The organism is Shouchella rhizosphaerae, from assembly GCF_900142675.1.
Lineage (GTDB): Bacteria > Bacillota > Bacilli > Bacillales > Bacillaceae_D > Shouchella > Shouchella rhizosphaerae.
This window is the reverse complement of the sequence record NZ_FRBS01000001.1, coordinates 842940-864829: the sequence shown is the minus strand read 5'-3', so window position 1 is coordinate 864829 and position 21890 is coordinate 842940. Positions and strand designations below refer to the sequence as shown.

The window sequence follows — 21890 nt, the reverse complement described above, 5'->3', positions numbered from 1 at the left end:
AGGGGATATCCCCCTTTCTACATAGATGAAAAACGAGAGGAGAAAAACCACGCATGCCAAAGTTTACAAAAGAAGATATTGTCCGCCAAGCTCAAGATAACAATGTCCGCTTTATCCGCCTCCAGTTTACCGACCTGCTCGGAACGATCAAGAACGTTGAAATTCCAGTTGATCAGCTATCTAAAGCGCTTGACAACAAAATGATGTTTGATGGTTCATCAATTGAAGGGTTTGTCCGCATTGAAGAATCGGATATGTATTTGTACCCTGATTTAGATACATGGGTTGTTTTCCCATGGACGCCGGAAAAAGGGAAAGTCGCCCGTTTGATTTGCGACATTTACCAACCAGGAAAGCCAGGGGAGGAGCCAAAGCCGTTTGAAGGGGACCCACGGGGCATTTTAAAACGTGTCCTTAAGGAAGCACAGGAACTTGGCTTTACTGATTTCAACATTGGACCAGAGCCAGAGTTTTTCCTCTTTAAAAATGACGAGAAAGGCGAGCCGACACTTGAACTAAACGACCGCGGCGGCTATTTTGACTTAGCGCCGACAGACCTAGGTGAAAACTGTCGCCGCGATATCGTGCTGGAGTTGGAAGATATGGGCTTCGAAATTGAGGCATCCCACCACGAAGTCGCCCCTGGCCAACACGAAATCGATTTTAAATATGCGGACGCTGTCTCTACATGCGACAACATCCAAACGTTTAAGCTCGTTGTCAAAACCATTGCCCGTAAGCACGGTTTGCATGCGACATTCATGCCAAAGCCGCTGTTTGGCGTTAACGGGTCAGGCATGCATTTGAACATGTCGCTATTTACTCAAGAGGGCAACGCTTTTTACGACAAAAACACAGAAAGCCAGCTTAGCAAAACAGCGATGCAATTTTTAGGCGGCATCCTTAAGCATGCAGAAGGCTTTACTGCGATTACCAATCCAATTGTCAATTCTTATAAACGGTTGGTGCCAGGCTACGAAGCGCCCGTGTACATCGCGTGGTCGATGCGGAACCGCTCGCCTCTTGTCCGCATTCCATCGTCACGAGGGGTATCAACGCGGATTGAAGTAAGAAGCCCGGACCCATCGGCGAACCCATATTTAGCGATGGCAGTAATGCTCGCTTCAGGCCTTGACGGCATTAAAAAGAAAATCAACCCGCCTGAAGCAACGGACCGCAACATTTATATCATGAGCAAAGAAGAACGCCTGGATGAAGGCATCAAAGATTTGCCATCAACATTAAAAGAAGCGATTGACAGCCTCCTAAAAGATGAAGTGCTCGTCAAAGCACTCGGCGAACACGCGCTAGAACATTTTGTAGAAGCGAAAGAAATTGAATGGGATATGTTCCGCACGCAAGTCCACCCGTGGGAGCGGGAACAGTTCATGCAGAATTATTAAGGAGAGGAACCCTTGACACATCTTGTGTTGAGGGTTTTTTGTTTTGGGGACAAAATACACTTTGAGGTCTAGTTTTGAGTGCGTGTCCCCAATTAAAATATTATGAAATAAGTCTTAAGAATATTCCATTACCCAGTATCTACTTTCTAATTCACCTTCCTCAATGATTTTCTTCCAACCGTTATTCTCGTAAAAATTTAAGGCTTTATGATTTTTAGATACGCATTTTAACCTTAATGGCTTATCCATCTTTTTAATCGATGCGTTCATCAAGTGACCGCCTACTCCTTTACCGAAAGCAGCAGGGTGAACGAAAAGGTTGTGTATAAAATTATGAGATAAGTCTAATGATGCAAAACCAAGGATGCGATGTTGGTCCTCTGCTATGATGATGTGCTCCCCCACAGTGTCCTTATCAAAATCTTCTAAACTCATTTTATCTATATCAGCCCAATAAAAACTTTCACGTCGGGATTCCAAGTATATTTTTCTTAAAGTTGGAAAATCTAATTTATTTGCTGTTCGGATAATCAACTAATCACTTCCTTTGTGTTGAATAAGAGGCTACTGTATATGCTCAAAACCAGGATTGACCTAAATAGATATTGCAGACGTGGGACATTTATATAGAGAGATCTACTCGCAGTATTATCTACTGAAGTATAACATATAATCTTTCCTATTTAATCTTTCAATATGTTGAGTGAAATCACTTGACTGTTCTCATATTGGGATTTAATCGAGAAGGGGATCCGTTGGTAAAGGGTGAATTGACCCCAGGTAGAACCGTCCGCTGCATTCTATGGGAATATGCGTTCTTATCAACCGTAAAAAATGTAGCAGTAAGCCGTCTTCTCTTGCAGAAAACACGATAACGATTGGTTTGTCTCTATCGTCTTACTGGCGAACTTAATCGGCTTTTGCTTAATGATAGTGATTGAAAAAGGAGCCTAAAATAAGGCCCCTAAGAAATATGTGTGCCTTACCAAGGTAGCATACAGCCTGGATTGTGTGGAGGACATGTTGGTGGAGTAGTGTTGCTTGAAGCCGGTGCAGATAAAGAGAAACTTAAAAGTAATGCCAGTACACTTAAAGAAGCGATTCGTTTTTTCATCGATATTACCTCCTTTCCTTTTATTATGTCATATATTAGCATGAAAAGGATTTAAATGGAAGTGGTGAACTAAAGGCAATGTGCAGAAGTGTGCCATCATTTCTAGTTTTACTATTGATGGTAAAAACGCTGCTTGCAGTTTACAAAATCATAGATCAATCTTTCTCTAAATTGAGAGGAAAAAAGCTCACTCTCAGGCAATTAATAATTAGATAAGAACGAACATTTTACACTAATGGAATTCGCATATAACTTCACAATCTTGAGGCTGTTCTTGCGTATATAGATAAGATGCATGCAGGTCTACAACGGATATTCATTTGACAATTGACAGAAACAGCAGTCTATGTAATAGTATAAAGAAAGTTCGAATTGTTGAATCGTGTTCAATATAACGAACAATGAGGTTGGCAATCAGCAAAGTCCATCTTCATAAAATTGTCATTTGTTAAGTGAAAAATCATAACGACAACCACTCCAATGAGCGATCGATGTTTCAATGAAACGTTCTTCCCTCTGCATGGAACAAGATGATCGAGGGAGGCTACTAAATGTCATTTAGCCGCGTTTTAAGAGAATGAGTAGCTGAGGAGTATACCTCAATTTGAGTTCATTAGGGAGGTGTTGCAGTAGTGTTGTCTGATTTGAAATCTGCTTTTCCTGAGCTAGCGATGGAACCAGGCTCTCCTGACAGTTGGTTAGGCAATGGTGGACATGTCCATGTATATCCAACATCAGAAAAGGAAGTTGTAGGCTTGCTCAAGTTTGCCTACGATCATGGCAAGTCAGTGTCCGTGCAAGGCAACGGATCGAAGCGAGGGTTCGGCGGCCTGAAGGAATCGTATGATGTGCTCTTGTCTTTGTCAAAATATACTGGTGTCATAGAGCACTCCCCAGGAGATATGGTCGTCACTGTAAAAGCGGGCACAGCTTTTCATGAACTTCAGGCCTATTTAGCAAAGCATCAGCAGCAAGTATCGCTTGATCCGGCGATGCCGCACTTATCTACGGTCGGTGGTGTAATCGCTTCCAACGACAGCGGGCCAAAACGCATGGGCTACGGTTCTGCCAGAGATATCGTGCTCGGGTTAAAAGTGGTTTATCCTGATGGAACCGTTATCCGTACTGGCGGGAAAGTCGTCAAAAATGTTGCCGGCTATGATATGAATAAGCTATTTATTGGGTCAATGGGCACAATTGGGGTGATTACGGAAATTACGTTAAAGCTGATGCCTTTGCCTAAATGTGAGAGCCTAGTTTTCATTCCATTTCAGGACAATCGGTTGGATGAGCTGCGCTCTTTTGTAGTCACGCAGTTTGATTCTACACTGGAGCCTACAGCTTTCGAATTCATTAGCCCTTCGTTAGCGGAGCAGCTAACTGGGCGCAAACAATGGGCGTTAGCAATCGGTTTGGAGGATGTAGAAAGCTCTGTCATCTACCAGGAGAATATCGTGAAACAGGCAGTACCTAAGGAAGCAGCAGACGTTCATATTTTTCGCTCTGAAGAGGCTAGAGCGTTTTGGAACGGGCTAATGAACATAAGCCCTAACGGAATGGGGGAGCCGTCTGAGCAAGCAGCAATCAAAGTTGGATTAAAAATCGGCGTGAAGAACATCGACGTGCTTCAAATGCTCGCCGAATGCGTAGCGTTACAGCAACGTCACAACCTCGTTGTTTATGGGCACGGCGGTTTTGGCCATGGCCTATGTCACGTCGTCTTACAAGGTACTAGCGAAGACGTGGAGGCTGCCATTCAAGCATTACGTGGTACTGCAAAGAAGCTTAATGGCTATGTGATTGTCAAGCATATTCCGTTTTTTCTGCGGCAAAGCATCAATGTGTGGGGAGACAAACCAGATTACTTTTTCCTATTCGAGGGCATCAAAGCCAGTATCGATCCTAGACGCGTGCTAAATGAGACAAGGTTTATTGGGGGGATATAATTATGAGTTTGAAAGAAAGTGAGTTGAACGTCGATCCGCCTTGTTCTCCTACCAGCAAGAGCAATTATTTATGGAACGATGCGCCAGATGAGAATAAATGGGCTGATTGCGTACACTGCGGGATGTGTCTAGAATCATGCCCTACCTATGAGATAACAGGTCAAGAACAACACTCGCCGCGCGGGCGTGTCCATCTAATCAAGTCCGTAGCCGAAGGCAAGCTTGAAGTGAATGAACCGTTTATCGATCCGGTCTACCAATGTTTAGATTGCCGGGCATGCACGACTGCTTGTCCAGCTGATGTGGATGTAGGCGGCTTGATTGAAGAAGCAAGAGGACAAATTCGCCAAGCGATGCCGTTAACAGGTATTAAGGGGCTAGTGAGCAAATTTTTCTTGGAAGGGTTGTTTCCTCATCCGAAGCGGATGCAATCTTTAGGCGGGTTGTTAAAAATATATCAGAAAAGTGGCGTGCAGAAGCTTGTTCGCACGACAAGATTGATTCGCATTATGCCAAAGCACCTTGTTGAATTGGAAGCGATTATGCCCGGCATGGGTGTTCCTGTCCGTAAGAAATACAAAAATGAAAACATCATTCTGGCTAAGGGCGAAGAAACACATACCGTCGCCTTCTTAACTGGCTGTATCATGGACGTCATGTTCAGTGATATTAACGAGTCTACGATTCAAGTACTGACGCGGAACGGAAATAATGTCACCATTCCGAAGCAGCAAACATGCTGCGGCGCCTTGCATGTGCATGCAGGCGATCGGGAGACTGGCAGAAGATTAGCCAAGCAAAACATCGAAGCGTTTGAAAACGCACAGACAGTCATCGTCAATGCTGCTGGCTGCGGCTGCATGCTGAAGGATTACCCAGAATTGTTCCGCGACGACCCCGAGTGGCACGAAAAAGCTAAAGCATTCTCTGCAAAAGTACAAGACATAACAAAGTATCTTTACGACACAGGCTATGAAAAGCCGAAGTCAGAAATGAAAATACGCTTGACTTACCATGATGCTTGCCACTTAGCGCATGGCCAAGGAATCCGGCAAGAGCCGCGCGAACTATTGCATGCTATTCCAGGGGTCGAGATCGTTCATATGCCAAACGCTGATCGTTGCTGTGGCAGCGCCGGAATCTACAACATTACCAATCCTGAGATGGCTGGCGCTGTTTTGGAAAGTAAAATGGAGAATGTGCCGGAAGACGTGGAGATGATCTCAATGGGCAACCCAGGTTGTATGCTGCAAATGGCAGTTGGCGTACAAAAGTATGGGCGAAGGCAAAAGATTGTGCATACGGTGCAGTTGTTGGATTGGGCGTACAAGCGAGACGATGAACAGTTGAATGAATAAAATCCCATTCAGGAGGTGAAGGCTGTGGCCCGTAAGATTAAAACAAACGATCCCGATATTCTCAATCTTGCGAAGCTTGTAGACGGCCCGAAGTCAATCCTTTATTTAAAGGAAGACTTGATCGCTTATGATTGTGATGGCTTTACAATTCATAAGCATTTGCCCAAGGCAGTCGTCTTCCCGAAAAATACCGAAGAGGTCGCAAAGATCGTCAACTATTGTGCATCACACGATCTCCCTTTCCTTGCCAGAGGTGCTGGCACTGGTCTCAGCGGCGGCGCGATCCCGATCAATGGGGAAGTCATTATTAGCATGGTTCGTATGAAGCGTTTAATCAGCGTGGATTTGGAAAATCGTCGTGCTGTTGTCGAGCCGGGCTATGTCAACTTGAAGTTGACGAACATGATTGCTGATAAAGGCTATTACTATGCGCCCGATCCCTCTAGTCAGTCCTGTTGTACGATCGGCGGCAATGTAGCCGAGAACGCTGGCGGCGCCCATTGTCTGAAGTATGGCGTCACCACTAACCATATTCTCGGGCTTGAGGTTGTTCTTCCTAATGGCGACATAATCGATATCAACTGTGAAGGTATAGCAGACGTGCCCGGGTATGACTTGCTCGGCTTATTAACAGGCTCTGAAGGAACATTAGGAATCGTCACCAAAATCACGGTTCGTATTTTGAAAAATCCTGAAGCCAAGCAGACGGTACTTGCTTACTTCGACGAAGTGTCAGACGGCAGCTATGCCGTATCAGATATTGTATCGGCCGGAATTGTCCCCGCTGCGCTTGAAATGATGGATAAGACCGCAATTGAAGGGGTAGAAGCTGCTGCGTTTCCGGTTGGCCATCCCCGAGACATTGCTGCCCTTCTACTTATTGAAGTGGATGGCATTTCGGCAGGGATCGATGAACAAATTAATCAGATTCTCGACATTTGCAAGCGGCGACATGTCCGCGAGGTGAAAGTTGCCGAAAATGAGCAAGAACGGGCAAGATGGTGGGCGAATCGCAAGACTGGTTTCGGAGCGATGGGAGCCATTTCAGCGGATTATTTAGTTCAGGACGGTGTGATTCCGCGGAGCAAGTTACCTGAGGTTTTGGAGCGAATCAATCAAATTAGCGAGCAATTCGGACTTCGGATCGCCAACATTTTCCACGCTGGGGACGGCAATCTTCATCCCCTTGTGCTGTTTGATGCCAGAATTCCAGGCGAGACAGAAAAAGCGTTGGAAGCCGGCAGCGCTTGCTTGAAAGCTTGTGCCGATGTCGGAGGATCGATTACTGGGGAGCATGGCGTAGGAATCGAAAAAATGGAAGAAATGCGCTTTGTTTTCAACGAGGAGGAATTGGCTGCCCAGACACGAATCCGTGAAGTGTTCAACCCTGATAATCTGCTAAATGGCGGGAAGTTGTTCCCGAGCCCAGGGCGTTGTGTAGAGGTCAAAAAAAATATGAAGGAAGTTGCTTCGGCGAAGCAAGCCTAATAAAGGAGATGTTCGAATGACAAATTACGTAAAAGCTGGAGATTTGCAGGTTGCACAGGAACTTTATGAATTTATCAATACAAAGGTGATTCCAGACAGCGGCGTGACGAAGAACGATTTCTGGTCTGGCTTTGCCAATCTCGTCAAAGACCTTGTTCCGATTAACAAAGCTTTATTGGCGAAGCGCGACCGTATTCAAGACCAGATACATGCCTGGCATAGAGCGAATCAATCGTATCGCTTTCAAGATTACAAAGCATTTTTGGAAGAGATTGGCTACTTGGAGCCTATGGTGGATGATTTTCAAATCACAACTGAAGACGTCGATGACGAGATTGCCCTCCAAGCTGGACCGCAGCTTGTCGTTCCTGTAAACAACGCACGCTTTGCCATTAATGCGGCGAATGCCCGCTGGGGGAGTCTATATGATGCTTTGTATGGAACCGATGCGATTAGCGAAGAAGCTGGTGCCGATAAAGGAAATGCGTACAACCCAGCTAGAGGAGCAAAAGTCATTGCATATGCAAAGCAATTTCTAGACGATACTATTCCTTTAAAGCAAGGTTCCCATAAGGATGTCGTACACTATAGCATCGATGACGGTGCTTTAGCGGCAAAGCGAAAAGACGGAACAACAACAGGGTTGAAGGACGGTACACAGTTTACCGGGTATCAAGGCGAGACGGCAGCACCATCCGCTCTGTTGTTCGTACACCATGGCCTTCATTTAGAGATTCAGATTGATGCTACACATCCTATTGGGCAAACCGACCCAGCAAATGTAAAGGATATTGTGCTAGAATCGGCCATTACGACAATTATGGATTGCGAGGACTCGGTGACGGCAGTTGATGCCGAAGACAAGGTGCTTGTATATGCCAATTGGCTAGGCTTAATGAAAGGCGACTTAACGTCAACTTTCGTTAAAGGGGACCGGACGATCAAGCGAACATTGAATTCTGACCGAGCGTATATTTCCCCAGACGGCAGCTCCCTCACTTTATCAGGTCGTTCGTTACTGTTCGTCCGCAATGTCGGCCACTTGATGACCACGAATGCCGTCCTTGATAAAGACGGCCAAGAGGTGCCAGAAGGTTTCCTAGATTGTCTCGTTACGAGTTTAATCGGCAAGCACTCCCTATTGGGCAATGGAGCTTATCGAAACTCACAAAAGGGATCGATTTATATTGTGAAACCAAAAATGCACGGTTCAGAAGAAGTCGCATTTGCCAATGAACTGTTTAACCGTGTTGAAGATATCATTGGACTTACTCGTAATACCATTAAGATCGGTGTAATGGATGAAGAACGCCGCACGTCACTTAACTTAAAAAATTGCATCCATGCGGTAAAGGAACGAGTGGTCTTCATCAATACAGGCTTCCTTGACCGTACTGGCGACGAAATTCACACCTCTATGGAAGCTGGCCCAATGATTCGCAAGCAAGAGATGAAATCCTCCGCTTGGCTCAATGGCTACGAGCAAGCAAATGTAGCGGTTGGTCTCGCTGCTGGATTGAAGGGCAAAGCGCAAATTGGCAAGGGGATGTGGGCCATGCCTGATCAAATGGCAGATATGCTCAAACAAAAAGGTGCTCAGCTGCAGGCTGGTGGCAACACAGCCTGGGTGCCTTCACCTACCGCAGCGGTTTTACACGCCATCCATTATCACCAAATCAATGTGAACGCGGTTCAGCAGGAGATTGCATCTGAGCAAAGCGACTATCGAGATGAAATGTTGCAGATTCCAGTCGCTGAAGCGCCGAATTGGAGTCCACAAGAAATTCAGGAAGAGCTCGATAATAATGCGCAAGGCATTCTTGGATACGTCGTCCGTTGGGTAGAAATGGGGATTGGCTGCTCGAAGGTGCCTGATATCAACAACGTTGCGCTAATGGAGGACCGTGCGACACTGCGCATCTCTAATCAGCATATGATGAATTGGCTCCATCACGGAATCTGCACGAAGGAGCAAGTGCTTGAAACGTTGAAACGCATGGCCAAAGTGGTGGATCAGCAAAACGCAGGCGACCCCGAATACGTTCCTATGGCGCTTGATTATGAAAACTCTGTTGCTTTCCAAGCAGCATGCGACTTGGTGTTCGAAGGCTACCAGCAACCAAGCGGTTATACAGAACCGATTCTTCATCGGCGCCGGAAAGAAGCGAAAGCGAAAGCCAGTGTAATGACGAGAAAATAAGCGATTCAAGAGGAGTTACGTTGATGAAATTTGTCCGATTTACTGTAAATGCAAAGACAAGCCAAGGCGTTCTTGAACACGAAACAATTAAAGCCATTCAAGGCGATTTGTTCGCTGAGTGGCGTTTTACAGGCGAAACGTATCCAGCACAAGATGTAAAATGGCTTGCTCCGCTTGTACCGAACCAAATAATTGGAATTGGTGCTAACTATGTCGCCAAAGTTGAAGAGCGGCCTGAGACGTTGCCCGATATTCCTGTATTTTTCTTTAAGCCAACTTCTTCTGTCGTTGGGCCTGATGATCCGATCGTGATCCCAGGCGCTAACGAACAGGTGAAGTTTGAATCTGAATTAGCCGTCATCATCGGGAAGGAAGCGAAAAATATCGATGAGTCCGACGTGTTGGACTACGTTTTTGGCTATACGATTGGCAATGACGTAACAGCCCCGCAGTATTTTCACGAAGCGGGCCATTGGATGATCGGCAAATCATTCGATACATTTACACCATTGGGGCCGCTTATCGAAACGGAATTGAATCCCGATACCGTTCGAGTAGAAGCGCGCCTGAATGGGGAAGAGAAGCAAAACAGTGCTACGGAATTAATGATTGTGCCCGTTCGTGAAATGATTGCTTATTTGTCCCGCGTGATGACGTTAAAGCCTGGAGACGTCATTCTGACAGGCAGCCCACTAGGAGCAGAACTGGTTGGAGCAGGGAATGTGATAGAGTGTGAAATTCAAGGAATTGGAAAGTTGAAGAATAGATTCGTAGACCAGCTATCCTAAATAAGCTGTCTATCACATGTGTGCTTTTTGGAAAAGACTTAAAATGAGACAAGGTAGGGGAGCTCTAAGTGGGAGTAATCGCAGGAGGACATGCTTGAAATTGAGCAAACTGGATACCGCCGTGTTTCATCATGATTGCCTGACAGCTGCAGGTTGATGGATAAACCCATCAATACATGTAGGGTCTTGGTCATGTGTAGGCGCTGCTGGGATCGCTAACACCACATTGTTGCCCCGTTGATTTGAGCAGTTATTGAGGCCGATTTTTCGTTCGGAAAATCCCTTATGCAACAACTAGAAAACCATGTAGCCTTGCTCCGAAACTTGAACATGTCGGAACAAGGCTGTTTTTCATCTCTCAGGAGTGGAGGGGATGATGCGATGATTAAAGGTGAGAAAGGCGCTGGGCAAGTTGGACAATTTCTTCCAAGGCACGCTCTTTCTTCCCTTCCCAATGGTGAATCGGCATGGAACAACTGATCGCAGCGGCGATTTCTCCGTTTGCTTTACGAATCGGTGCGGCTGTACAGCAAAAGCCCATGACGCCTTCCTGAATATCCATTGCATATCCAGCTTTCCGTACATTCTTAAGCTCGTGGATCAAAGCTTCCCTGGAGCCGATCGTATGAACGGTAATTTTAGGAAGTGATTCTTCCGGATATAAGTTGCATATTTGTTGTTCATTCATGTCGGCCATCAAAGCTTTTCCTAGACCCGTTGCATGCGCAGGGAAGCGAACTCCTGGACCTGAAACCATCTGGACAGGACTGGGGGCTTCTACTTTAGCTAAATATTGGACGTCGCTGCCTTCAAGCACTGCTAGTTGGATCGATTCTTGAAGATTGCGCATCACTGGCTCGGCCAAGCGCCGAAAATCTTCACTCAGATCGAACTGCTGGAAAAAAGCGCTCCCAAAACGTCCTATAGCGCTCCCAATCGCATATGTTTCATTGCGATCACGGCTTACCCATTGCAAGCGCTCCATTGTTGCTAACAGCGAATGGAGCGTGCTTTTGCTAATCCCGATCATTTTCGACAAATCGGATAACTTCCATCTGTATGGTTCGTCTCTTAAAACCGTTAATACAGCGTTGGCTCGATCTAAGGCAGGCACATGATATTTTTGCTCCATCTATAAATTCACGCCCTAAAACAGTATATTGTTCGTTATTATGAACAGTTAAAATCGTACCATTTTCGATGATGGGCCGTCAAACGAATAGCAAGGCTTTATCATCAATCGCCGATCTTTGAAAGATGATTACTATAATGAACAAAAATAAGGGGAGGATGAGACATTGCTGGAATGTAGAGTTGGGCCACGATCGCACAGTCTACGTTAACGGTCAAACCATCGCCTCAACTCAGATCCCTTAGAATAAGTGGCTTCCTGTTGCCTTTGCCTAACAGAATGGGGGAGCATTTATTGTTTATAACAGATATAACTTATAGCGTTTCACCCGCTTTTGCTACCTCGGTTTGTCAATTCGTTTCTATGAAACCATATGGAATCACTTGGTTTACATAATATTAATTACGTCAATTATAAAACCATACGAATATAAATTCGCAAAAAAGTGCCGTAGTCGGCACGCATTCATTAAAGAAACTCTTCCATGACGTCTTCGATGAATTCGGTCTCCTCCCGATAAATTTTTAGCATAAAATACATCAAACACGTTAAAGAAAAGAGCAGTGGATGGCGCGATGCTTCTGCGTCGATGAGAAGATCAGCCCCTAAAAACGATTTAGGTTTGATAAGGGCAACCTTTTTTCCGTCTACGCTCACTTCTATTTCTTGATCCCGATTTTCCTCTATCTTCCATATTTTTCTGTTAATGGTTCCACTGACGCAAAAATACAGAACACTGTTAAGCTTGTTGTCTTTTAGCTGAAATTCTTCGCCGTTGAGTTGAAACCGGTAAGCTGCAAATAACAAACGGCCTTTTTTTATTCCTAGCGTCGCTCTTACGCCTTCTTGTTCAAAGACAAACGTAGTGCCTTTCTCATTGCCAGGAACAGTCGTTTTCTTTATTTCCCCTACTATACGGTCTTGTTCGTCTAGCACGGTGACGCTCTTTTTATCATGAAGGATAAGCACATCTTTTATTTTAAAGCTTAGCACGCTCGAACACCCTTTCTGTCTAGCTCTAGAAACGATCTTATAATCGAAATACGAGGACACGGAATAAAAGTTTCACATTCCGCTAGCTGACATGGGTGTGGTGAAAACGCCATTCCTGGCTTTTGAACATGTGGGGAAGACCGTTATTAGCAGCCAATTCCAAACGCCTTTTTTCCATATGCTAAAAGCCCTTCGTAAGGATCGCCGCTAATGCCAAGCAAAGAAGCAAACGCCGGCTCTGTTTTCACGCCTTGTTTTTTCATCTCTATCGCTTTTTCTTTCCATTCAGGATGGGCCATTAAAAGCATGTGTTCAATTTTCATATGCAAATAAGCATATTGACATTCCACACATTGCGGCTGGCCAAATAGCTCGAACGCCTTTCCTTGATAGCGAAAGTTTGCCTTTACTGTCGGCACGCCGCGAATCGTTTTCCGTTTTAGCCGAAATTGGGGGAGTTCGCCATACAGCGCCGTTACGGTTCGTTCAAATCGCTCAAATTGACGGACTTCACAAATTACGTCTAAGTCGGAAGAGGGAATGTCAATCCCTAACGGAATCGTACCGCATAATACCGGGGAATAATGTTTGAGTGCCGCCATTAAGTCGAGTTCTGTTAAAAGCCGATAGGCAAGTTGTTGAGAATGCGTGCCAGTTTGTAAGTCAGCGAACGTTTTCATAAGTAAGTGCGCTCCTTTATAATCGCAAAAGAAGGTTCTATTTACAGGATAGCATAAACGAAAAAGAGGGTGGACTCGATTTAATCGCGTGCTGGATGGTTGTAGCAATCCAATAAATTAAAAATAGACAATGGAGCAACCAAAGAGACAAGCTAAAAGATGGTTGCTAAACAAAATTTCACGTACCATACTAAATCATGGCAATTGACAACCGATCAAACGTTCGCTAAAATGAAAATGGATACTAATTGGAAAGGGAAGAGGGAAGATGCCGTTTTCTGCAGGGATTGAATTGCCAGAACCTCATCGGGATACAACTAGGAAAATCATTCACATTGATATGGATGCTTTTTTTTCTTCTGTAGAGGAACGGGACTGCCCTTCTTTACGCGGGAAGCCGGTTATCATCGCAAAACATCCCCGGAAAACGGGTGGGAAGGGGATTGTTGCTACAGCAAATTATGTAGCGCGGCAATACGGCATCCACTCGGCAATGAGCGCATATGAAGCTTATAAACGTTGTCCTGAGGGGATCTTTATAGAAGGGAATTTTAGCGCTTATCGAGAGGCTTCACTTCAAATTAGGGACATTATGCATCGCTATACAGATTTAGTCGAGCCAATGTCCATTGATGAAGCTTACTTGGATGTCACAGAAAACAAATTAAACATAAAAAGCGCGACCCTTCTTGCTAAAAACATTCAGCAAGATATTTGGCGGGAAACAAGGCTGACAAGTTCAGCAGGCGTCTCCTACAATAAATTCATCGCGAAAATTGCCTCTGATTACCGGAAGCCAGCAGGCTTGACGGTCATCACGCCTGAACAAGCACTTGCCTTCATCCATCAATTGCCGATTGAAAAATTTCCTGGTATTGGCCCAAAAACAAGCAAAAAAATGCACGAGTTAAAAATCTACACAGGCGCAGACCTCTATCAAATGGAACAACTTGACTTGATCCATCATTTTGGCAAAGCAGGAATTTCCTATTATAGAAAAGCCCGTGGGATTGACAATAAGCCACTGAACTTACAGCGTGAACGGAAATCGGTCGGGAAAGAACATACGTATTTCCAGCCTTTGACGTCTGAAGCCGCTGTCTTGAAGGAATTGCGCCGTTTAGCAAAAGAAGTGGAGGCGGTTTTGGAACGACACGGCAAACAATGTAAAACCATCGTTGTTAAAATTAGGTACCGTTCCTTTGAGACGCTAACAAGGCAAACCAGTTTCACGGCACCGATCCGAGACAGCGCCGACATTTATAGCTACGCAGCAGAACTTTGGGACAAGTTCGGCCAGGTAGACCGAGAAATTCGCTTGCTCGGCGTAACCGCCACTAAACTGGAGCCTGTTGAACATCAACTGATTTCATTGTTTCCTTATCATTTATAGGCTCCTAGAGAAAAAACAAAATAATCCCCACTATAATCAACAAAATAAACAACACGAGGATGGTTACCAATAAAGCCCAGCCGTTGTCGTTATCCATATAAACCCTCCTTGCCTTCCTTTGTTAGCCTATTCAACTGCATGAAATATGGTGATAACGGAATAATAAGCGCCCTTTTTCCGTTGCCTGCGATTGTAGCGCCCTCAAATCGCGATTTTCACGGTTTGACGGTTCTTCTTTTCCGCTATATATTTAGATTGACGAAATAAAATCGATAGTAGTATGTAAACGAAGGTGATTGGAATACAACCTGAAAAACGAAATTTGCTCATCATGTGGTTTGCCAACTTTTTTGTTTCGGCAAGTATGACGATGGTCATTCCTTTTTTATCGCTATACATTGAATCTTTTGGTCACTACAACGTTGATGAAGTCCAGCGCTGGGCAGGATATGTGTTTGCTGTCTCTTTTTTTGTCGCCTTTCTTGTTGCCCCGCTTTGGGGTAAAATCGGCGACAGGTTTGGACGAAAAAAAGTGTTGCTCGGTACAGGATTAGGCATTGCCTTATCCGTCTTTTTTATGGGATACGTCCATTCAGCAGAACAGTTGTTTGTATTGCGTGCTTTTATGGGCCTTGCCACGGGGTTCATTCCCGCCTCAATGGCGTTGATAGCTGCCCAAAGCAGCAAAAAAACAGCAGGTGAAATGCTAGGAACATTGCAAACAGGGACAGTTTCCGGCGGTTTGCTTGGACCTCTTTTTGGAGGATTGATCGCTGATACAGTGGGAATGGAACTTACATTTTTGTTGACGTCATCGATTCTCCTAATCGCAACAGTCCTCGTTTTAATTGGCGTAAAGGAAGTTGTTTACGAAGAAAAAGGCGAGAGGAAAAGAAAGTATCGTTCAAAAGAAGTGCTTGGGCGTATCGTAAAAAGCCCGCTGCTCTTAATGGTGATGTTTGTTGCTTTAATTGTGCAAATGGCGCTGTTTAGTGTTCAACCATTGCTCGCCTTATACGTCAACCAGATTACCCATAATACTGAAAACATGGCTTTCTTAGCAGGTGCTGCTTTCTCGGTCACTGGGCTTGGCAATTTAATACTAACTCGTACTTGGGGGCAATTCGGTGATCGGATTGGCCATGAAAAAGTGATGATGATTTTGCTGCTATTATCAGGCCTGTTGTTTATCCCACAAGCATTTGTCGGCTCTCTTTGGCAACTGATTGTCTTACGTTTTCTGTTTGGCATGGCCGTAGGCGGCTTACTACCGTGCACAACCGCTTTTATCCGCCAGGCGTGCCCTGTTGCCATGCAAGGGGAAGTGCTTGGCTATAACCAAAGTTTTCGCTTTCTTGGAAATGTGTTAGGGCCTGTTCTCGGCGGAATGATAGCAAGTGGCTATGGCATCCCATATGTATTTATTTCGGCTGGTTTGCTGTTCCTGATGACAGCAGTCGTGCTTAAATGGACTCTTAGCCATCAGCAAAAGGAACATAGCAGCCAACCAGACTAAAAAAGCTTTCTGCGAGTGTTCTACTCGCAAGAAAGCAAATGGAATTAGGTTAATACGTTGGGCGAGAGGTGTTCTATAGCTAATTTAGTTGTTAAATTTTTGGCTCTACCAGTGCTTGATCGTTCTTGTCCTTTTCGGTGCATGAGAACAGCGATTGTTCGGTCATCAGAGCATAGCTATTATGCTAGTAGCATCGCTATCGTTATAGTAGTACTAAGCTTGTTTTCCTTTGGCATCCTAATGGCTTTTAAAAAAGATTGGTGAAGGAATAGGCAATTAAATACGGCATAAGTAGAACCACCTTCTTCTCATTTATTATATGTACGAGCGAAAAAACTGCTTGGTCATTTGCAAGATGGCAGCTACACAAAAAAGACTCTTTTATCCCCATTCGATGAAAGAGTCTTTAGTGTTTGTAGAAAATTAGCTTTGATCGATTGGACGAGTCGTGTCAAGCACGAACCTCTTTTGTTTTGCTTCCATCTGATTTAAGGGGCTTGGTCAACAGCTTGAAAAAGCCTATTGGTCCGTTAGTGGATCGTGCGGAACACTCCGATGACTTTTCCGAGAATCGTGCAGTTTTCAAGGATAATTGGTTCCATTGAAGAATTCTCTGGTTGGAGACGAATGTAGTCCTTTTCCCGGAAAAACCGTTTTACTGTTGCTTCATTATCTTCTGTCATGGCTACAATAATATCGCCATTATCGGCTGTTTGCTGTTGCCGTACGATCACTTGGTCTCCATCGTAAATACCTGCTTCAATCATGCTTTCCCCTTGAATGACAAGCGCATACGTATTGTCGTAAGCGGCAAGGTGGTCGGGGAGTGGCAAGTAATCTTCGACGTTTTCAACAGCAGTAATTGGCACACCTGCGGTAACTTTTCCGATTACCGGAATAAAGCTTGCTGTCTCTTTTTTGACAAATGTATCATTATCAAATCCGAGAGAAAGGACTTCAATCGCCCGCGGTTTAGTAGGATCGCGGCGAATGTAGCCTTTTTTTTCTAATCTGGCCAAGTGGCCGTGTACGGTGGAACTTGAAGCAAGTCCAACTGCTTCACCAATTTCCCGGACGGACGGCGGGTACCCTTTTTTCTTTACTTCATCTTTTATGTACGCCAAAATTTCTTCCTGGCGCTTCGATAATTTCGACATTTTCCCACCTGCTTTCATATAACTGTTCTAAACAAACTTTACCATATCGAACGTATGAACGCAAACATAAGTTCTAAAAAAAGTAGTTGACACGAACAGTTGTTCCTTGTATTCTGATAACAGAACAAACATTCTCTAAGAACGGGTGATCGTATTGAGGAAACAAGATATGGGGCTAGTAGGCGGCGGCATTTTAACAGTATTGTTCATTTTCTCAAGTTTGGTATGGCCTGGCGAGCAGGAAAAAGACGATAACAAGAAACACGAACAGCAAATCGTGCAAGAGCAAATCGTTGAAACAACTTCGATTGATCGCGTTTTTTTAATTGACAATTAAGACTGCCAGCAATGTAAGTAAGCGAAGCAAAGGTGCCAGAAAGACATACTTCATCTTTTTTAGATCGGAAGCATCTTTGTTTATAAAATGAAGAGGTTGAGCACAGTAGCCATGCCACTAATGTTGACGACATCGATTTGGTTTTAGATTAGTGGATAGGGGCTAGCGGATTTTCACGGGAAGGAGGCCGCGGAGAATTGGCAGAAAAGGGACAAAAACAACAGGCGGCTATCTATTGCCGGGTGAGCACGACGAAAGAAAACCAAGCCAGTTCTTTAGAGAGGCAAGAAAAAGAACTGGTCGAATTGGCAAGGACAAATGGCATGGATGTACACACTGTTTTTAAAGAGCAGGCGAGCGGCTATAGCCTGGAACGGGATTGCCTCCTTGCTTTATTGGATTTATGCAAAGAAGGGATTGTCTCTTGTTTGCTTATTACGGATGATACTCGCCTAGGCAGAGGAAAAACGAAAATTGCGCTCTTGTACCAATTGAAAAAATATGGCGTTCCTATTTATACGGCCCATCATCAAGGGGAGCTTGTATTGTCTGAAGCGGATGAAATGGTGCTGGAAATTGTCGGTATAGTAGAAGAATACCAACGAAAACTACATAATTTAAAAATTAAACGGGGAATGAGGACAGCAGTAGCGAGTGGATACCGTCCAGAGCAGAACTTGTCTAAGAAACGAGGCGGTGGCCGCTACGAACTCGATTTACCAGTGGAAGAGATTGTCAGGCTCCGTGACCGGGGGCTGACTTTTTATGAAATTGCCTTAACTTTAAAAGGGATGGGCGTTGATTGTTCAAAAGCGACTGTTCATCGCCGTTATCAAAAATACATTAAAGAAAACGCATAAGCTGGTGGTTGACAGCAAAAAATGATACAAACCAATCGCTCAGCCGTACAGGCGAAGAAAGAAACGAGTCCATAAGGAATGCGTGAGCGACGGTTTCTTGGAACGACATTTCCAACGCCTAGGAGCAGGGCAGAGCGTATGCGATGTTTGTCTAGCCTCCCATAAGCGAATCGTTTGCCCTTGTGTTGCATGAGTGCTATGATGAGGGGCGAAACAAAAGGTAGGTGATGACGATGTTGTCAAAAGAAAAACTTGATCGCATCAATGAATTGTCAAAGCTAGCAAAAACAGTTGGTTTGACAAAAAAACAAGCAATGGAACAAAAAGCGCTTCGCAACGAATATTTGTCGGCTTTCCGCTCGTCGTTTACGGACCATCTCCATACTGTAAAAGTCGTCGACGCGAAAGGGAATGACGTAACTCCACAAAAATTAAAGGACAGCAAGGCGCAAAAACATAAACGATTGCATTAACTGTACAAGTCTACTCAGGCTTGTACATTTTTTTCAGAAAGTATATGATGAGAGGGAAAGAAGGCAGCAGAAAGGGTGTTATCCATTGACAAATAAAGTTGAAGAATTGGCTGTTAACACAATCCGTACGCTATCCATCGACAGCATTGAAAAAGCGAATTCCGGCCATCCAGGGATGCCGATGGGCGCAGCGCCAATGGCATTAAATCTGTGGACGAAGCATATGAACCATAACCCTGCGAACCCGAAGTGGTCAAACCGCGACCGTTTCGTGCTCTCTGCTGGCCATGGTTCCATGCTGCTATATAGTTTGCTCCATTTAAGTGGATACGACGTGACGCTTGACGACTTGAAGTCTTTCCGCCAGCTTGGCAGCCGTACGCCCGGCCATCCTGAATACGGCCATACAGACGGAGTCGAAGCAACGACAGGGCCGCTTGGGCAAGGGATTGCCATGGCAGTCGGCATGGCAATGGCAGAGCGCCATTTAGCCGCTACATACAATACTGATAAATACCCGATTGTTGACCATTTTACGTATGCAATTTGCGGCGATGGCGACCTAATGGAAGGCGTTTCCCAAGAAGCCGCTTCATTAGCTGGTCATTTGAAGCTTGAACGTTTAATTGTCCTTTATGATTCAAATGACATTTCACTTGATGGCGATTTGCATGAATCGTTCTCTGAGAGTGTCGAAGACCGTTTCAAAGCTTATGGCTGGCATGTTGTTCGTGTAGAAGATGGCACGGATATGGAGGAAATTCACCGCGCGATTGAAGAAGCAAAACGGGTAGACCGTCCGACGCTCATTGAAGTCAAAACAGTCATTGGCTATGGTTCACCAAACAAAGCGGCTTCATCTGCTTCACACGGATCTCCACTTGGCACTGAAGAAGTAAAGTTAACAAAAGAAGCATACAAGTGGACGTTTGAGGAAGACTTCTACATTCCAGAGGAAGTGAAGGCTTATTTTGCTGCAGTCAAAGAAGAAGGGGCAGCGAAAGAAGCAGAATGGAACGACTTGTTTGCGGCATACAAGGCAGAAAATCCTGAATTGGCTGCGCAGTACGAGCGCGCTTTCTCAGGGGAGTTGCCAGAAGGATTTGACCAAGCTTTGCCTGTTTATGAACACGGCACGAGCCTTGCGACGCGGGCTTCTTCAGGCGAGGCGCTCAATGCTCTTGCCGCCCATACGCCTGAATTGTTTGGCGGCTCTGCTGACCTTGCTGGCTCAAACAAAACAACGCTAAAAGGGGAAAGCAACTTTAGTCGTGATAACTATGCTGGCCGCAATATTTGGTTTGGTGTCCGCGAATTTGCAATGGGAGCGGCTTTAAACGGAATGGCGCTCCACGGCGGATTGAAAGTATTTGGGGGAACCTTTTTTGTCTTCTCCGATTACCTGCGTCCGGCTATTCGCTTATCTGCGCTTATGGGCGTGCCAGTCACGTATGTGCTCACTCATGATAGCGTTGCTGTTGGCGAAGACGGCCCAACGCACGAACCGGTAGAGCATCTTGCGGCATTGCGGGCAATGCCTGGCTTGTCCGTTGTCCGTCCAGGTGACGGAAACGAAACAGCTGCTGCTTGGAAAATCGCACTAGAGTCGTCAGACCGTCCAACCGTGCTCGTTCTTAGCCGTCAGAACGTCGATACGTTAAAAGGCACTGATAAAAAGGCTTATGAAGGGGTCAAAAAAGGGGCATACATTGTATCGGAGCCACAAGATAAACCAGAAGTTGTGCTGTTGGCAACTGGTTCAGAAGTGCCGTTAGCTGTAAAAGCACAAGCTGCACTTGCTGATGAGGGCATCGATGCTTCAGTAGTTAGCATGCCGTCTTGGGACCGTTTTGAGGAACAGCCACAGGAATACAAAGATGCAGTCATTCCGAGAGACGTAAAAGCGCGTTTGGCGATTGAAATGGGCTCTTCATTTGGATGGGCAAAATACGTAGGCGACGAAGGAGACGTGCTTGGCATTGACAAGTTCGGCGCTTCTGGAGCAGGTGAAGCGGTTATTGCTGAGTTCGGCTTTACGGTTGACAATGTCGTTTCACGGGCAAAAGCGTTATTAAAGAAATAAGGCATGCGTTTGTCCTAATTGAGAGTAACGAAAAAGGCTCTACTTGAGCCTTTTTCTTTTTCGACAAAACTAGCGATCAATTTCAGCGGGAAAAGACAGTTATTTCAGAACAAAAAGTGTATACTAGCAGTAGCTTATCCGGGAGGCGATAGACAATGAGGCACTATGAGCTTTATTTGCTTAGCGATGAAGTGGCCGCTTCCTTTTCAGGAAAAGAGGCCAAGCTGTTTCAATTGTTTACAGAACGGGCAAAGGCGAAGCAAAGCGAACGGCATATCTATGATCGGCAAGTGGATTACATTACGAAACCGCTTCCGAAAGCCAAACTCCACGAAGCGCTGCAGAAACGGTATGGGCTTAAAAAAGGAAATGGTTATGAGCTGCGTTCGGTATTTAATGAGCGAAACAGATGCCTCGTAGAGCTTGGCGATAAAAGTATCCAGTTGGAAGCACTTGGTGATTTAAGTGCAGAGACGACTGTATTTGATGTGTTGAAGGAAGTCGACAGTCACTTTTTTGCAGTGAATGTCGCAGATGGGCGGTTTGGCTGGCTCCAACCTTTTGAAAAACAACGCGTGCTTTAAGCGCGCTTTTTTCATGGAAACAAGGTTTGCAGCGTCCTGCTTTGCCGTGTGTCTTGAATAATAATGACTGAATCCATCGCAAGTCCTTTTAAATTAGAAAGGGCTCATGTATAATAGATTAGGTTGTATACGAGTTAACAAGAAAGGGTTAAGGAGGAAGAAGCAGGAATGGTTTGGCATATTATCGGCTATACAGTCGCTGTTCTTGCGGGATTAGCCATTGGCTTTTTCATTGCCCGCAAAACAATGATGTCCTATTTGAAAAAAAATCCGCCAATCAATGAACAGATGTTGCGTGTTATGATGCAGCAAATGGGTCAAAATCCATCGCAGAAAAAAATCACGCAAATGATGAAAGCGATGCAAAAGCAACAGTCTAAATAAG

Annotated in this window: 20 protein-coding genes; 14 read left to right on the top strand and 6 right to left on the bottom strand. The window is 45.0% G+C overall.

Annotated features, from left to right (window positions below):
* The first annotated feature begins 53 nt into the window (after window positions 1-53).
* On the top strand, window positions 54-1403 hold the full coding sequence (gene glnA, locus BUC05_RS04480; protein ID WP_011247022.1) for a type I glutamate--ammonia ligase: 1350 nt from the start codon (window positions 54-56) through the stop codon (window positions 1401-1403).
* Window positions 1404-1517: 114 nt separating this feature from the next.
* Here glnA and BUC05_RS04475 read toward each other — a convergent pair whose 3' ends face one another.
* The gene (locus BUC05_RS04475) at window positions 1518-1937 is read right to left on the bottom strand and encodes a GNAT family N-acetyltransferase (RefSeq protein ID WP_011247021.1); all 420 of its coding nucleotides are present in this window, start codon (window positions 1935-1937) and stop codon (window positions 1518-1520) included.
* 448 nt (window positions 1938-2385) lie between these two features.
* On the bottom strand, window positions 2386-2517 hold the full coding sequence (locus BUC05_RS21875) for a hypothetical protein (protein WP_257006820.1): 132 nt from the start codon (window positions 2515-2517) through the stop codon (window positions 2386-2388).
* Between the two features lie 632 nt (window positions 2518-3149).
* On the opposite strand from BUC05_RS21875, the gene BUC05_RS04470 reads away from it, so the two are divergent.
* Genes BUC05_RS04470 through BUC05_RS04450 form a run of 5 tightly spaced genes read left to right on the top strand, consistent with a single transcriptional unit; the run spans window position 3150 to window position 10297 of the window.
* The gene (locus BUC05_RS04470) at window positions 3150-4463 is read left to right on the top strand and encodes an FAD-binding oxidoreductase (RefSeq protein ID WP_244153280.1); all 1314 of its coding nucleotides are present in this window, start codon (window positions 3150-3152) and stop codon (window positions 4461-4463) included.
* 2 nt (window positions 4464-4465) lie between these two features.
* Window positions 4466-5821, top strand: coding sequence for a (Fe-S)-binding protein (locus tag BUC05_RS04465; RefSeq protein WP_063608351.1), 1356 nt, complete (start codon window positions 4466-4468; stop codon window positions 5819-5821).
* A 24-nt stretch (window positions 5822-5845) separates the two neighbouring features.
* Window positions 5846-7309 carry an FAD-binding oxidoreductase gene (locus BUC05_RS04460; protein WP_011247018.1) on the top strand — a complete coding sequence of 488 codons (1464 nt, stop codon included), beginning with the start codon at window positions 5846-5848 and terminating at the stop codon, window positions 7307-7309.
* A gap of 16 nt (window positions 7310-7325) precedes the next feature.
* Window positions 7326-9509 (top strand): malate synthase G, encoded by a 2184-nt coding sequence (locus BUC05_RS04455; RefSeq protein WP_073304175.1) that lies wholly within the window; start codon window positions 7326-7328, stop codon window positions 9507-9509.
* Window positions 9510-9532: 23 nt separating this feature from the next.
* A complete protein-coding gene (locus tag BUC05_RS04450; RefSeq protein ID WP_073304173.1) occupies window positions 9533-10297 on the top strand; it encodes a fumarylacetoacetate hydrolase family protein in 765 nt (254 codons plus the stop codon).
* Window positions 10298-10682: 385 nt separating this feature from the next.
* On the opposite strand, the gene BUC05_RS04445 is transcribed toward BUC05_RS04450, so the two are convergent.
* The 3 genes from BUC05_RS04445 to BUC05_RS04435 form a co-directional block, all read right to left on the bottom strand.
* Window positions 10683-11429: an IclR family transcriptional regulator gene (locus tag BUC05_RS04445; RefSeq protein ID WP_011247015.1), complete on the bottom strand. Its 747-nt coding sequence runs from the start codon at window positions 11427-11429 to the stop codon at window positions 10683-10685.
* A 468-nt stretch (window positions 11430-11897) separates the two neighbouring features.
* On the bottom strand, window positions 11898-12422 hold the full coding sequence (locus BUC05_RS04440; RefSeq protein WP_011247014.1) for a hypothetical protein: 525 nt from the start codon (window positions 12420-12422) through the stop codon (window positions 11898-11900).
* A 146-nt stretch (window positions 12423-12568) separates the two neighbouring features.
* Complete coding sequence (locus tag BUC05_RS04435) at window positions 12569-13102, bottom strand: DUF4269 domain-containing protein (protein WP_011247013.1); 534 nt, start codon at window positions 13100-13102, stop codon at window positions 12569-12571.
* A 268-nt stretch (window positions 13103-13370) separates the two neighbouring features.
* Here BUC05_RS04435 and dinB point away from each other — a divergent pair, with 268 nt between their 5' ends.
* Window positions 13371-14495: a DNA polymerase IV gene (gene dinB, locus BUC05_RS04430; RefSeq protein WP_011247012.1), complete on the top strand. Its 1125-nt coding sequence runs from the start codon at window positions 13371-13373 to the stop codon at window positions 14493-14495.
* 292 nt (window positions 14496-14787) lie between these two features.
* On the top strand, window positions 14788-16011 hold the full coding sequence (locus BUC05_RS04425) for an MFS transporter (protein ID WP_011247011.1): 1224 nt from the start codon (window positions 14788-14790) through the stop codon (window positions 16009-16011).
* A 530-nt stretch (window positions 16012-16541) separates the two neighbouring features.
* Here BUC05_RS04425 and lexA read toward each other — a convergent pair.
* A complete protein-coding gene (gene lexA / locus BUC05_RS04420) occupies window positions 16542-17168 on the bottom strand; it encodes a transcriptional repressor LexA (RefSeq protein ID WP_011247010.1) in 627 nt (208 codons plus the stop codon).
* 154 nt (window positions 17169-17322) lie between these two features.
* On the opposite strand from lexA, the gene BUC05_RS21210 reads away from it, so the two are divergent.
* The 6 genes from BUC05_RS21210 (at window position 17323) to BUC05_RS04395 (ending at window position 21889) form a co-directional block, all read left to right on the top strand.
* The gene (locus BUC05_RS21210; protein WP_142237512.1) at window positions 17323-17505 is read left to right on the top strand and encodes a hypothetical protein; all 183 of its coding nucleotides are present in this window, start codon (window positions 17323-17325) and stop codon (window positions 17503-17505) included.
* A 197-nt stretch (window positions 17506-17702) separates the two neighbouring features.
* Window positions 17703-18365 (top strand): YneB family resolvase-like protein, encoded by a 663-nt coding sequence (locus tag BUC05_RS04415; RefSeq protein ID WP_011247009.1) that lies wholly within the window; start codon window positions 17703-17705, stop codon window positions 18363-18365.
* A 233-nt stretch (window positions 18366-18598) separates the two neighbouring features.
* Window positions 18599-18838 (top strand): DUF896 domain-containing protein, encoded by a 240-nt coding sequence (locus BUC05_RS04410; protein ID WP_035201394.1) that lies wholly within the window; start codon window positions 18599-18601, stop codon window positions 18836-18838.
* 85 nt (window positions 18839-18923) lie between these two features.
* Window positions 18924-20921, top strand: coding sequence for a transketolase (gene tkt, locus BUC05_RS04405; RefSeq protein ID WP_073304171.1), 1998 nt, complete (start codon window positions 18924-18926; stop codon window positions 20919-20921).
* Between the two features lie 155 nt (window positions 20922-21076).
* Window positions 21077-21505, top strand: coding sequence for a sporulation inhibitor of replication protein SirA (gene sirA / locus BUC05_RS04400; RefSeq protein WP_011247006.1), 429 nt, complete (start codon window positions 21077-21079; stop codon window positions 21503-21505).
* A gap of 168 nt (window positions 21506-21673) precedes the next feature.
* Window positions 21674-21889 (top strand): YneF family protein, encoded by a 216-nt coding sequence (locus BUC05_RS04395; protein ID WP_011247005.1) that lies wholly within the window; start codon window positions 21674-21676, stop codon window positions 21887-21889.
* Window position 21890: the final 1 nt, after the last annotated feature.